This is a genomic window from Pseudomonas sp. Sample_11, assembly GCF_004307505.1.
Lineage (GTDB): Bacteria > Pseudomonadota > Gammaproteobacteria > Pseudomonadales > Pseudomonadaceae > Aquipseudomonas > Aquipseudomonas atacamensis.
The window spans coordinates 218,390-231,482 of record NZ_RCOD01000096.1 but is presented as its reverse complement, the minus strand read 5'-3'; the positions used below and the strand labels follow the sequence as shown (position 1 = coordinate 231,482).

At 61.4% G+C, this 13,093-nt stretch carries 10 protein-coding genes; 4 read left to right on the top strand and 6 right to left on the bottom strand.

The window, feature by feature from the left end; all coding sequences use genetic code 11:
- The first annotated feature begins 122 nt into the window (after positions 1-122).
- A complete protein-coding gene (locus D8U60_RS25790; RefSeq protein ID WP_130901265.1) occupies positions 123-1,625 on the top strand; it encodes a sensor domain-containing diguanylate cyclase in 1,503 nt (500 codons plus the stop codon).
- Positions 1,626-1,631: 6 nt separating this feature from the next.
- Here D8U60_RS25790 and D8U60_RS25785 read toward each other — a convergent pair whose 3' ends face one another.
- From D8U60_RS25785 to D8U60_RS25775, 3 genes are all read right to left on the bottom strand, one after another.
- On the bottom strand, positions 1,632-3,170 hold the full coding sequence (locus D8U60_RS25785; protein ID WP_130901264.1) for a cryptochrome/photolyase family protein: 1,539 nt from the start codon (positions 3,168-3,170) through the stop codon (positions 1,632-1,634).
- Positions 3,171-3,365: 195 nt separating this feature from the next.
- Positions 3,366-4,487 (bottom strand): alkene reductase, encoded by a 1,122-nt coding sequence (locus D8U60_RS25780; protein WP_130901263.1) that lies wholly within the window; start codon positions 4,485-4,487, stop codon positions 3,366-3,368.
- A gap of 102 nt (positions 4,488-4,589) precedes the next feature.
- Positions 4,590-5,267, bottom strand: a complete 678-nt coding sequence (locus tag D8U60_RS25775; protein ID WP_073476243.1) for a type 1 glutamine amidotransferase domain-containing protein — start codon at positions 5,265-5,267, stop codon at positions 4,590-4,592.
- 212 nt (positions 5,268-5,479) lie between these two features.
- Between D8U60_RS25775 and D8U60_RS25770 the strand changes: the two genes are divergently transcribed.
- Positions 5,480-6,064 carry a TetR/AcrR family transcriptional regulator gene (locus D8U60_RS25770; RefSeq protein ID WP_130901262.1) on the top strand — a complete coding sequence of 195 codons (585 nt, stop codon included), beginning with the start codon at positions 5,480-5,482 and terminating at the stop codon, positions 6,062-6,064.
- A gap of 207 nt (positions 6,065-6,271) precedes the next feature.
- On the opposite strand, the gene D8U60_RS25765 is transcribed toward D8U60_RS25770, so the two are convergent.
- A complete protein-coding gene (locus D8U60_RS25765; RefSeq protein WP_130901261.1) occupies positions 6,272-6,604 on the bottom strand; it encodes a hypothetical protein in 333 nt (110 codons plus the stop codon).
- Between the two features lie 25 nt (positions 6,605-6,629).
- On the bottom strand, positions 6,630-8,840 hold the full coding sequence (gene paoC, locus D8U60_RS25760) for an aldehyde oxidoreductase molybdenum-binding subunit PaoC (protein ID WP_130901260.1): 2,211 nt from the start codon (positions 8,838-8,840) through the stop codon (positions 6,630-6,632).
- Between the two features lie 266 nt (positions 8,841-9,106).
- On the opposite strand from paoC, the gene D8U60_RS25755 reads away from it, so the two are divergent.
- Both D8U60_RS25755 and gabP read left to right on the top strand, forming a co-directional pair.
- Positions 9,107-11,233, top strand: coding sequence for a TonB-dependent siderophore receptor (locus D8U60_RS25755; RefSeq protein WP_130901259.1), 2,127 nt, complete (start codon positions 9,107-9,109; stop codon positions 11,231-11,233).
- 235 nt (positions 11,234-11,468) lie between these two features.
- Entirely contained in the window at positions 11,469-12,875 is a 1,407-nt protein-coding gene (gene gabP / locus D8U60_RS25750; protein WP_016774785.1) for a GABA permease, read from the top strand.
- On the opposite strand, the gene D8U60_RS25745 is transcribed toward gabP, so the two are convergent.
- Positions 12,872-13,084, bottom strand: a complete 213-nt coding sequence (locus D8U60_RS25745; RefSeq protein WP_130901258.1) for a hypothetical protein — start codon at positions 13,082-13,084, stop codon at positions 12,872-12,874. The genes gabP and D8U60_RS25745 overlap by 4 nt on opposite strands.
- Positions 13,085-13,093: the final 9 nt, after the last annotated feature.

The window sequence follows — 13,093 nt, the reverse complement described above, 5'->3', positions numbered from 1 at the left end:
ACTCTGTTGCTGCAGCCGCTGCACACTGCTTGTATGCTTGCGCCCCGGAACACGTGGCCGCCGTGAGTGCCGACGTTCGAATGATGGCTGGAATGGATACCGGACTTCCTTAAGGTACTGACGTGAAGCGTGATACTCGCCTTGTAATGCTCCTGCTGCTGGTGATCGGCTGTTCCCTGACTTCGCTGACAATCTGGAAAGTCTGGTCTTCGCGCGAGCGTGCGCTGGCCGAGGTGGATGTGCATGGCCTGAACCTGACCCAGGCGCTCAACACCTACACCGAAGGCATCGTCCGGCAAAGCTCGCTGCTCTTGCTTGGGCTGGTCGAGCGTCTGGAAACCGAGGGCAACGGCCCGGCGCAGATTCAGCGCATCCAGAGCCTGATCGACCGCCAGCAGGCGTTGATGCCACAGCTCAGCGGCATCATCATCTATGACCGGCACGGGCATTGGCTGATGTCCTCCAACCGGCCGATTCCAGAGGGCGCCAACAGCAGCGACCGCGCCTATTTCATTCATCACCGTGACAGCCCGAGCCGCGAGCCGTTCATTGGCCCGCCGATCCAGAGCCGTGCCAATCACGAATGGGTGGTGACCATCAGTCGGCGCTTCAACGACGATGGCGGGCAGTTCGCTGGCGTGGTAGCGGTGACGCTGGGGGTGGAAAACTTCCTGCGGGTGTTCGGCAAACTCGACGTAGGCCAGGACGGCGCGATCGGTCTGTCTTACACCGATGGCACGCTGCTGGTGCGCTACCCGTTTCGCGAGCAGGACATGGGCCGCAACTTCTCAAAATCGCCGATCTACGCCAAATACCTCGTCGACCGTTCGGTCGGCACTGCCTCCTACACCTCCAGCCTCGACGGCGTGGAGCGGTTGTACGCGTTCCGCAAAAGCGAAACGCTGCCGCTGATCACCACCGTGGCCCTGGGCAAGGACGAAGCGCTGGCGGCGTGGCGCATCGAAGCGGCGCTGTCGGCGGTGGTGGTGATCGGGCTGCTGGGGCTGACCGGATTGATCGGCTGGTTCCTGATTCTCGATATCCGCCGCCGCACTGAGGCCGAAGAAGCCTTGCGCGATGCCCAGCAGCAGTTGCTTGCGTCCAATCGGCAGCTGGAATTGCTGGCGCTGAAGGATGCGCTGACCGGCCTGGCCAACCGCCGCTGTTTCGATGAGACGCTGACGGTGGAAGCGCGGCGGGCGCAGCGTGACGGGACCTCGCTGGCCTTGCTGATGATCGATATCGACCACTTCAAATTGTTCAACGATGCCTTGGGCCACGTCGCCGGCGATGCCTGCCTGCAAGCGGTCAGCAAGATTCTTGAAGGCTGCGTGCGACGTCCCTCGGATCTGGTCGCGCGCTACGGTGGCGAGGAAATGGCGGTGATCATGCCGGCCACCGACAGCGCCGGGGCGACGGTGGTGGCGCAACTGATGCTCGAGCGTTTGCAGCAGGCGAACATCGCCCACCCGGGCAGTCCGTTTGCTCGGATTACGGTGAGTATCGGTATGGCAGTGGGGACGGGCGCGCAGCTGGATTCGCTGCCGGCGTTGATCCAGACCGCCGATCAGGCGCTGTACCGCGCCAAAGCGGCGGGGCGCAACGGGATGGCCGGGCAGGCCTGAGGCGCACTAGAAAGCTTCGCCGTTATCCAGTTTTGCCAACAGCATTTGTCCGCGTTGCCACAGTGCATCCTGCTTGGCCAGCGGCATGCGGTCGAGGTTCTTGTACATCATGCCCATGCGCTGATTGCCGCGCAGGATATCGCCGTGGCGCATGAGGTAATGCCAGTACAGCGCGTTGAACGGGCAGGCATCGTCCGCGCTGCTTTCCTTGACCTTGTAGGCGCAGTCGCCGCAGTAATCCGACATCCGATTGATGTACTGGCCGCTGGCGCAGTAAGGCTTGGAGCCGAGATAACCGCCATCGGCGTGCATGACCATGCCGAGGGTATTGGGCAGTTCGACCCAGTCGAAGGCGTCCATGTAGATCGCCAGATACCATTCACAGATTTCCTTCGGCGCAATCCCGGCGAGCAAGGCAAAGTTGCCGGTGACCATCAGCCGCTGGATGTGGTGAGCGTAGGCATGTTGCAGGCTTTGACCGATGGCCTGGCGCATGCAGTTCATCTGTGTCTGCCCGGTCCAGTAGAACTCCGGCAGCGCACGCGTGTTAGCAAACACGTTGCCCTCGGCGTAGTCCGGCATCTTCAGCCAGTACACACCGCGCACGTATTCGCGCCAGCCGATCAACTGCCGAATGAAGCCTTCGGCAGCGTTGAGGCCGATGCTCCCCGACCAGTACGCCGCCTCGACATCGCTGCACAGCTGGCGCAAATCGAGCAGGCCGATGTTCAGCGCGGCACTGATCCGCGCGTGAAACAGGAACGGCTCGTCGCTGGCCATGGCGTCCTGGTAATCACCGAAGCCGGCCAGCGCGTAGTCGAGAAAGTATTGCCACAGGGCCTGGGCATCGGCGTGGGTCACCGGGTAATTGAAGTCATCCAGCGTGCCGTAATGGCTGGCGAAGCGCTCGCCGACCAATACCAGCACCTCTTGGGTGATTGCATCATTGGCGAAACGTGCCGGGTAGGGCGGTTTGGCGTATTTGGGCAGGGCCTTGCGATTCTCCGCATCGAAATTCCACGCACCGCCGACCGGCGTGCCGTCGCCATTGAGCAGCAGCCGACTCTTGCGCCGCATCTCGCGGTAGAAAAACTCCATGCGCAGCTGCTTCTTGCCGCTGGCCCAATTGGAGAACTCTTCGCGGGAGCAGAGGAAACGGCGGTCTGAGTGCCAATGCACGGGCAAGCCCGAATCGTTGATTGACTGCTCAAGACGCCAGTCGCCGCATTCGGTGATATGAATCTCTTCGGCGCCGGTGAGGGTTTGCCAGCGCTGTAGTTCGCCGGGAATTGAGCCGCTGTTGTCCGGGTCATCGAGGGTGACGTACTGGACGCGGTAGCCTTTATCGCGCAACGCCTCGGCAAAGTGGCGCATGGCGCTGAAGATCAGGGCGATTTTTTGCGGATGATGAGCGACGTGGGTCGCTTCCTCCATGACCTCGACCATCAGCAGCAGGTCGTGCTGGGGATCGAGTGGCTGCAGGGAGGCCAGGTCGAAGGACAGCTGGTCGCCGAGGATCAGGAGCAAGCGGTGGGCAGGGGGCATGGAGCGAAGTCCGGTCAGCGATTCGAACTCCAATAGTTATACAAATTTTTTGTGATGTATAGGTTTTGGCAGCAACTGACATCCTATTGTGGGAGCGAGCCTGCTCGCGAAAGCGTCCTGTCAGCAAATACAAATGCTGACTGACACACCGCCTTCGCGAGCAGGCTCGCTCCCACAGGGATTTGGGTGGGGTTCTTAAGCGGCGTAGGTCGGATAGTCGATATAACCCTCGGCACCGCCGCCATACACCGTCGCCGGATTCAACTGATTCAACGGCCAGTCATGGGCAATCCGCGCCGGCAGGTCCGGGTTGGCCATGAACGGTCGGCCAAACGCAACGAGATCGGCCAGCCCCGACTCAAGCAATTGCGCGCCGGTTTTGGCGGTGTAGCGGCCGGCATAAATGATCGCGCCGCTGAACGTGTCGCGCACGGCCTGGCGAAAGGTCTGCGGCATCGCTGGCGCGTTGTCCCAGTCGGCTTCGGCGATCGACAGGTAGGCGATGCCGACGTCTTCAAGAATCTTGATCGCCGCAATGTAAGTTGTGTGCGGATCTTCCTCGACCAGGCCCAGATACGTCCGCGCTTCATCGGTGGTAGTGAACAACGGCGCGAAACGCACACCGACCTTGTCCTTGCCGATGCATTCGGCGACGCCGGCCACCACTTCGCGCAAAAAGCGCAAGCGATTATCCAGTGAGCCGCCGTACTGGTCGGTGCGCAGGTTGCTGTGGGCGGAGATGAACTGGTTGACCAGATAACCGTTGGCGCAGTGCAGTTCGATGCCATCGAAACCCGCATCCATCGCGTTGCGCGCGGCCTGGATGTACAGCTGAATCAGTTCCTGCACTTCATCGGTGCTCAACGCGCGCGGAGCGGACGGCGGCACCAGTTCACCGACACCGGGCGCGGTTTCGATGAACACGCTGACGCGGTCCGTGGCGACCGCAGAGGCCGACACCGGCGCATCGCCGTTGGGCTGCAACGCAATGTGCGAGACCCGACCGACATGCCAGAGCTGGGCGAAGATCACGCCATCCACCGCGTGCACCGCCTCGGTGACTTTGCGCCAACCGGCGATCTGCTCCGGCGTGTGAATGCCCGGCGTCCAGGCATAACCTTGGCCGCGCGGTTCGATCTGCGTGCCTTCGGTGACCAGCAAACCGGCACCGGCGCGCTGCTGGTAATACTCGGCCATCAACTCGTTGGCGACATTGCCCGGTTGTGTGCTGCGCTGGCGGGTGAGAGGCGGCAGAACGATGCGGTTTTTCAGGGTGTGGGCGCCCAATTTGGCAGGCGTGAAGAAAGCGTTATTCATGGAGTAAGCCTTGAATCTGATTAGACCAGTCGACTAGTAACTGGACAAAAAAACAACGCCGGGCGGTACGCACGCGGCGTTGATCGGGTTGGAGCGAGGGATTCAGCCGAGCATCTTCAACAGCTTTTCGGCAACGGCGGCAGAGCTGGCCGGGTTCTGGCCGGTGACCAGTTGACCGTCAGCCACCACGTGAACCTGCCAGTCGGCGACTTTCGAGTAACGCCCGCCAAGGCGCTGGAACTCGTCTTCGATGAGGAACGGCACCACGTCAGTCAGGCCGACTGCAGCCTCTTCGGCATTGGTGAAACCGGTGACATCACGGCCCTTGACGATCGGCTGGCCGTCAGCGCGCACCACATGACGCAACACACCCGGTGCGTGGCAGACAAAACCGTGAGGTTTGTTGGCGCGGTCGAAGGCTTCGATCAGTGCAATAGAGGCTTTGTCTTCGGCCAGATCCCACAACGGGCCGTGGCCGCCTGGGTAGAACACTGCGTCGAAATCCTCGGCCTTCACATCAGCCAGACGGCCAGTGGTGGCGAGTGCCTGTTGTGCGGCCGGATCGGCGCGGAAGCGGTCGGTCTCGGCAGTCTGCGCGCTTGGCTCATCGCTTTTTGGATCCAGCGGAGGCTGGCCGCCGGCAGGCGATACCAGGGTGACATCGGCGCCGGCGTCCTTGAAGGCAAAGTAGGGCGCGGCGAACTCTTCCAGCCAGAAACCGGTTTTCTTGCCAGTGTTGCCGAGTTGATCGTGGGAAGTCAGAACCATCAAGATTTTCATAGAGCACCCTTGGGTTGGTCTGGCATCGGCAGAAGGCGAGGGATTCGCTTGTTGTCGGTGCCGCATGAATTTGTGTGTCGGGGCGCAGCATAGTTTCCAATTAGACCAGTCGTCTAGTAATTTTTTCAGAAAATGTTTTTGCCCGTCGGTTATGGCAAACTCCCGGTCCTGAAAACTATACGACTGGTCTATTGTCTGGAATTTTGCGCACCATGAAGCCGACCTTTGACGACACCCGCCAACACTTGCTCGACACCGGCCACCGGATGATGGCCGAGAAGGGCTTCACCAGCGTCGGCCTCAACGAGATCCTGCAGACCGCCGGCGTGCCCAAGGGCTCGTTCTATCACTACTTCAAATCCAAGGAGTTGTACGGCCAGGCGCTGCTCGAGGATTACTTCGTCGACTACCTCGCCGACATGGAGCGCCGCCTGACGTTGCCTGGGCTGACGGCCTTCGAGCGTTTGATGGATTACTGGCAGGGCTGGCAGAACCGCTGCACCCTCGAAGGCCACGGCGATGAATGCCTGGTGGTGAAACTCAGCGCCGAAGTCGCCGACCTGTCCGAATCAATGCGCCTGACCCTGCGCGACGGCGCCGAACGCATCGTCGCGCGCATCACCGAATGCATCGAACAAGGCCAGACCGACAACAGCCTGCCGGAGGGCGATGCGCGCAAGTTGGCAGAGACGCTGTATCAGCTCTGGCTCGGCGCGAGCCTGCTGAACAAATTGCAGCGCACCGGACAGTCGCTGGAAACTTCGATGGCGATGACCCGGCAGTTGTTGCAAGTCTGAGCCTCGCCGCAGATCCCTGTATGAGTGAACCACCGATCTTCATTTAATCCCCAATCTCTGTGGGAGCTGGCTTGCCAGCGATGGCGGTATATCTGCTACATCAATGCTGGATGTGCTGACCTCATCGCTGGCAAGCCAGCTCCCACAGGGATTTGCGGTGGTTGTCGCAGTTATGTCCAGGGAATACCGGATCAGGCAACTCAACATTCAGTCAGGGGATTTTTCCTCTTCAGGCAGTTGGGCAAACCACTGCGCAGACGGTGTATTGCTCACTTTGAATCGGTTGTAATCCGGGCTGCCGTCATCCCACCACACCGGCCCGCGTTCACCCAGCGCGACTTTGGCGTCGTTGACGCGAGCTCTCGCCGACTTCAACGCCTGTGCATCCTCCGCACGCTTTGCCTCTTTGACCGCACGCCGCGCTGACATGAGTTCGGCTACAAATGCCTCACGCTCGGCGGCTGGCAGCGATGGATTGCTGCAACGCCACAGCTGTTGTTTGACCACAAAATAGCGGCCATCGGGGGTGGTGGGGTACATGGGCGATATCCTGCGCGATCGAGTCTCAGACCGGGTAGGACAACTCGCCGATGAGTTTATCCAGCGTAATCGGATAATCGCGCACCCGCACGCCACAGGCGTTATAGATCGCGTTGGCGATCGCCGCCGCGGCGCCGCTGATACCCAGCTCGCCAACGCCTTTGGCTTTCAACGGGGTGGCATACGGGTCGACTTCATCGAGAAAGATGACTTCCTGATGGGGAATGTCGGCGTGCACCGGCACCTCGTATCCGGCCAGATCGTGATTGACGAAAAAGCCGATTCGATGATCCACCGCCAGCTCTTCCATCAATGCCGCGCCAGCGCCCATGGTCATGCCGCCGATGATCTGGCTGCGCGCAGTTTTCGGGTTGAGGATGCGTCCGGCGGCGCACACGGCCAGTTGCCGACGCAGGCGAATTTCGCCGGTCGCCGCATTGACCGCGACCTCGGCGAAATGCGCGCCGAAGGTCTGCTGGGCGAAGCGCTGGGCAAGGTCACCGTATTCCATGCGGTCCTCGCCCGTCAGCTCGCCATTGGCTGCGGCCTGAGCCAAGCCAACCTGCTGCGAGCCTGCGCGAATTTGCCCGTCGACAAACTCCGCTTGCTGCGGGTCAATCCCGACGGCGCGAGCGGCGGCCTCACGCAGTTTCACGCACGCGGCATACACGCCGGCAGTGGAGGAGGCGGCGCCCCACTGGCCGCCTGAGCCCGACGATTCCGGAAACCGCGAATCGCCCAAGTGCACCACGACACGCTCCAGCGGCACGCCCATCATTTCGGCGGCGGTCTGGGCGATGATGGTGTAACTGCCGGTGCCGATGTCGGTCATGTCGGTTTCCACGGTGATGACGCCTTGACGATCGAGACGCACCCGCGCCGCCGAAGCGGTCGTCGGTGCGCCGCGAATCGCCGAGGCCAGCCCGATACCGATCAGCCAACCGCCCTCACGGCGCTGACCGGGTTGAGGGTTGCGCTGACGCCAGCCAAAGCGTTCGGCCCCAGTGTTCAGGCATTCCACCAACTGCCGTTTGGAGAACGGCCGCGACGGTTGCTCCGGATCGACCTGCGAATCGTTGAGGATGCGCAACTGCAGCGGATCCATCTGCAGCTTTTCCGCCAGTTCATCCATGGCGATTTCCAGCGCCATCATCCCCGGTGCCTCGCCCGGCGCGCGCATCGCCGAACCCTCGGCGAGATCGAGCACGGCGAGATTCAAACGGGTCATGCGATTGGCCCCGGCGTAAAGCAAGCGGGTTGACGCGGTAGCCGCTTCGGCGCGTCCGCCGCGCAGATTGCCCGACCAGCTCTCGTGGCTGATCGCCGTGATCACGCCGTCACGGTTGGCACCGATGCGCAAGCGCTGAATCGTTGCCGGACGATGGGTCAGGTTGTTGAACATCAGCGGCCGCGGCAGCGCGACTTTCACCGGTCGCCCGGCATGTCGAGCGGCCAGAGATGCCAACACTGCGTCGCAAAGAATCGTGCCCTTACCGCCGAAGCCACCGCCGATATACGGCGAGATCAGGCGCACATCTTCCTTGGCGATGCCGAGGGTTTTCGCCAGATCGCGCACGCCCCAGTTGATCTGTTGGATCGATGTCCACAAGGTCAACTGCGTGCCACTCCAGCGGGCAATGGTTGCGTGCGGTTCCATCATCGCGTGGGCCTGGTCAGGCGTGCTGTAGTGCTGATCGATTTGCACTGGCGCAGCGGTGAAGGCGCCTTCGAAGTCACCGACGCTGGTTTGCGGCGGCGGGCCGAAACCGGCCGGTGGCGGTGGGGTTGCGGAGTCTTTCGCAGCCGCCAGATCGAAGGAACCTGGTTCGGCCACGTAGCGGATGTCGAGCAAGCCGGCGGCCGCGCGGGCCTGTTCAAAAGTGCCTGCGACGACAATCGCCACGGCCTGGTGATAGTGATCGACCTGCGGCCCGGCCAAGGCCCTGGCTACGTAAAACTCGCCTTTGGCCAATGGCCCGGCGTTTTCGTAAGTGACGATGGCAATCACCCCGGACGCCTCCCGCGCTTGCGTCGAATCGATCGAGGCAATGCGCCCCTTGCCGATCCCGGCGCCGACGATATAGCCATAGGCGGCGTCCGGCACCGCTGCGTTTTGCTCGTAGGCGTAGGGAGCGGTGCCGGTGGTTTTCAGCTTGCCGTCGATGCGGTCGGCAGGTTGGCCGATGACGTTCAGCTGGTCGATCGGATTGGCGCCGGCCGGGGTGTCGAATTTCATCTGCGAACTCCTTTCAGACAGGCTGGCGGCGCCCACGTAGCGCGGCGCAGCCATCGATTGACGTCGGATCCCTACGAGCCTAGGCCATCGACGCCCTGCTGATAATGCGCGGTTTCAGGATGGAATGATGAATCCCGCTCACCAATCCTGATCAACATGGCAAATAAGAATACGTTTCAATTACTAATGCGACCGTATACCATGCGCGGCGTTTTCAATGGCGGTTTTGCCCTTCGTTCTGGCCTATTCGTAAAGGTTTTCACCTCATGCGTCGAACTCTGCTTTCCATTTGTGTGCTGCAGGCGTTGTCTTCTTCCTCGTGGGCTGAGTCAGCCGAACCGACTTCTTCAACGCTTGAGCTGGAAGCCACCGATGTGGTCGGCACAGCGGATTACGAAAGGGCAGACGGCCCGGTCCAAGGCTACCGCGCGACTCGTTCGGCCAGCGCCACGCGCACCGACACTTCGATTCATGAAACCCCGCAGTCAATCAGCGTGGTGACCAAGGATGCCGTCGAAGACCTCGGCGCCACGCGTTTGCAGGATGCGCTGGATTACGCCGGCGGCGTCGGGCGCGCGAACAACTTCGGCGGGCAGGGCCTGACCACCTTCACCGTGCGCGGTTTTACCACCGGTGAGTTCTACCGCAACGGTTTCCCGATCAACCGTGGCTACCCGAATATGCCCGACGCGAATACCATCGAGCGTCTGGAAGTGCTGCGCGGTCCGGCGACCATGCTCTATGGCCGTGGCGATCCCGGCGGTACCTTCAACGTGGTGTCGAAACAGCCGTTGCCCGAGCGCACCGTAACGTTAGGCAGCCAGTTGAACGACCAAGGCATGAAGCGCGGCACCCTCGACGCTTCCGGGCCACTCGATGAAGAAGGGCGTTTGGCCTATCGCTTGAATGTGGTGGGCGAGGGCGGTGACACCTTCCGCGATCATGTCGAGACCGAGCGCTACGGCATCACGCCGGTGCTGACCTGGCAGGCCACCGACGCGACCAAGCTGATTTTCGAAGGCGATTTCATGCGCAACAACGCGCCGCTCGATCGTGGCGTGACGCGCTACCCGGCGCAGATCGGCACTGCCTCGCGCGATACCTTCTTTGGCGAGAAGGACGTCGGCAAGCTGCACAACGACAACAACATGGCGCAACTGCGTTTCGAACACATGTTCAACGACGACTGGACCCTCGGCGGTGGTTTCCAGTGGCTCGACGGCTCGCTCAAGGGCAATGCGATCGAGGCCAACGGCATTGCCGCTGACGGCCGCACGCTGGGGCGTAACTTCAACTACCGCAAGCTGGAATGGACCGACAAGGACACCCAGCTCAACCTCACCGGGCATTTCGACACTGGCGGTCTGCAGCACACCTTGCTCACCGGCATCGAGTACGAAGATTACGACTACAAGTCGATCATCCAGCGCTCCAGCGGCGCGGTCAGTGCCTACCCGATCGACATCTTCAACCCGGTCTACGGCCAGCCACGCCCGGCGCTGACCCGCACACCGACCCACGATAAAGAGAACCTCAAGACCTACGCCGCGTTCCTGCAGGATCAGGTAGCCCTCACCGACAAACTGAAAGTGCTGGCCGGCGCACGTTTCGAGCGCTTCGAGCACGATTACGAAACCTACGTGCCGGGCGGCAAGAGCTGGCAGGCCAGCGACAACGCCGTCACCCCGCGTATCGGCGTGACCTACGATTTGACCGAAACCCTGGCGGTGTACGCCAACACCGCGCGCTCGTTCAAGCCCAACACCGGCGCCAGTCGTGAAGGCGGCGGCTTCGCTCCAGAGAAAGGCAAGTCCTACGAGATGGGCGTGAAGTGGGAAGCGCTGGATCAGCAGTTGAGCGTCGACGCGGCGATCTACCAGATCGAAAAACGCAACGTGCTGACCACCGATCCTGTGGATTCGACTTTCAGCGTCGCTGCCGGTGAAGTGCGCAGCCGTGGTTTCGACGTCAACGTCACCGGCAACCTCACCCCGGAGTGGCGAGTGGTCGGCGGTTACGCTTACGTCGACGCCGAGGTGACCAAGGACAACACGCTGCGCTCCGGCACGCGCCTGCTGAACATCCCGAAGAACAGCTTCAGCCTGCTCAATATGTACGAATTCCAGGACGGCACGCTCAAAGGCCTTGGCCTTGGCACTGGCCTGAAATACGTCGACGAGCGCGCCGGGCAGACGTCCAACACCGCGTTTTCCATGGGCAGTTACACCGTGGTCGACCTGCTGAGCTTCTACAAGATCAACGACAAGGTGCGCCTCAATCTCGATGTGAAAAACATCTTCGATCGCGACTACGAAGAAGGCGCCTTCGGCAACGTTTACGCCTACCCGGGCGCGCCGCGAACCGTGCAGGTGGGGATTTCCTACACGCTGTAAATCGCCGCAGCGGTTGCCGCAGCCCCATGCTGGCCTGAGAGCGGCATGTCGAAATCAGACATCGGCATGCCGCACTCAGGCTAGTTGCGCGGCGGGCGGGCCACGTAAGGTGAAGCATCATTTCGTCGGCAAGGCGTCTGCGTCGCAGCTTTCGCCTGATGCCGACACCGGAAATGATGATCGCCTGACGCTCAGTCAGTGGCCCAAACGTCGATCATGAGAACAATAAGAACCCATGACTAGCCTGAACCCCAAGGACTCCAACGGTCAGTTGGCGCAAGGTTTCAAACCGCGTCACGTCACCATGCTTTCCATTGCCGGCATCATCGGCGCAGGACTTTTCGTTGGCTCAGGCCACGCCATCGCCGCCGCAGGACCTGCGGTGCTGCTCGCGTATCTGTTCTCCGGTCTGCTGGTCGTGCTGGTGATGCGCATGCTCGGCGAAATGGCCGTGGCGCATCCCGACACCGGCTCGTTTTCCACCTACGCCGATCAAGCCATTGGCCGCTGGGCCGGGTTCACCATTGGCTGGCTCTACTGGTGGTTCTGGGTGCTGGTGATTCCCATCGAAGCACTGGCCGCCGGGCATGTGCTCAATCAGTGGTTTCCCCAGGTCGATGCGTGGTTGTTCGCCTTGCTGTCGATCGTGCTGCTGGTGATCACCAACCTGTTCAGCGTGTCGAAATACGGCGAGTTCGAATTCTGGTTCGCCATGGCCAAGGTCATCGCAATCATCGGTTTCATCGGCTTGGGCTTTGCGGTGCTGATGGGCTGGATTCCCGAACGCGAAGCCAGTGGCTTGAGCACGCTGATGGCCGAGCACGGCGGCTTTGCGCCCAACGGCATGTCGGCGGTGGTCGGCGCGTTCATCACCATCATGTTCAGTTTCATCGGCACCGAAGCGGTGACCATTGCCGCTGCAGAATCGAACAATCCGGCGCAGAACATCGCCAAGGCCACGCGCTCGGTGATCTGGCGCATCGGCATTTTCTATCTGCTGTCGATTTTCGTGGTGATTTCCGTGGTGCCGTGGAACGACCCCCAACTCGCCTCGGTCGGTTCCTACCAGCGCGCACTGGAACTGATGAACATCCCCAACGCCAAATTCCTCGTCGACGTGGTCGTATTGATCGCGGTGGCCAGTTGCATGAACTCGTCGATCTACATTTCCTCGCGCATGCTCTATTCGCTTGGCCGACGCGGCGATGCGCCGCCGGCATTGAAGGTGACTTCGGCGGCCGGCGTGCCACGCGCGGCGGTCATTGCCAGCACGGTGATTGGCGCGGGTGTGACGTTACTCAGCTATTTCATGCCGGCCGGGCTGTTCCAGTTCCTGCTCGCCAGCTCCGGCGCGATTGCCTTGCTGGTGTATCTGGTGATCGCCATTTCGCAGTTGCGCATGCGCCGCCGACTGGAACGGGAAAAGGTCGAAATGACCTTGCGCATGTGGCTGTTTCCCTGGCTCACCTGGCTGGTCATCGCCTTTATCTGCGCCGCTCTGGCGGTGATGATGATCACCCCAGAACATCGCCTGGAAGTGACTTCGACCATTGGCCTGGCGCTGCTGATCTCGTTCATTGGCCTGGTCACCAGCCGCCAGCACCGGCCGGCGAGCAGGGTGGCGGCTGTTAGCAAAGCCTAAGCAAACAACGCCTTGAGCCCACGGGAAAACCAGCCGTTCGGGCTCGAAGGCAGATGCTCACGTTGATTGAATGAGCCCGTCAACGCGCAGGTTTCACCGGCGAGTGAACCCATCAATTGCGGCAGCAAAAAGCTGCGTTCGCATTCACTGGCGGACAGTCCGGTGTTCTCTTGCGGCCAAACGACGTTGGTTTCGGCAAACAGCTTCATGGCGCACCT

Excerpts from the sequence above, each read along its gene's own strand:
- D8U60_RS25785 (WP_130901264.1), bottom strand. The coding sequence starts at position 3,170 with ATGCCCCCTGCCCACCGCTTGCTCCTGATCCTCGGCGACCAGCTGTCC.
- D8U60_RS25780 (WP_130901263.1), bottom strand. The coding sequence starts at position 4,487 with ATGAATAACGCTTTCTTCACGCCTGCCAAATTGGGCGCCCACACCCTG.
- D8U60_RS25755 (WP_130901259.1), top strand. The coding sequence starts at position 9,107 with ATGCGTCGAACTCTGCTTTCCATTTGTGTGCTGCAGGCGTTGTCTTCT.
- D8U60_RS25775 (WP_073476243.1), bottom strand. The coding sequence starts at position 5,267 with ATGAAAATCTTGATGGTTCTGACTTCCCACGATCAACTCGGCAACACT.
- gabP (WP_016774785.1), top strand. The coding sequence starts at position 11,469 with ATGACTAGCCTGAACCCCAAGGACTCCAACGGTCAGTTGGCGCAAGGT.
- D8U60_RS25765 (WP_130901261.1), bottom strand. The coding sequence starts at position 6,604 with ATGTACCCCACCACCCCCGATGGCCGCTATTTTGTGGTCAAACAACAG.
- paoC (WP_130901260.1), bottom strand. The coding sequence starts at position 8,840 with ATGAAATTCGACACCCCGGCCGGCGCCAATCCGATCGACCAGCTGAAC.
- D8U60_RS25770 (WP_130901262.1), top strand. The coding sequence starts at position 5,480 with ATGAAGCCGACCTTTGACGACACCCGCCAACACTTGCTCGACACCGGC.
- D8U60_RS25745 (WP_130901258.1), bottom strand. The coding sequence starts at position 13,084 with ATGAAGCTGTTTGCCGAAACCAACGTCGTTTGGCCGCAAGAGAACACC.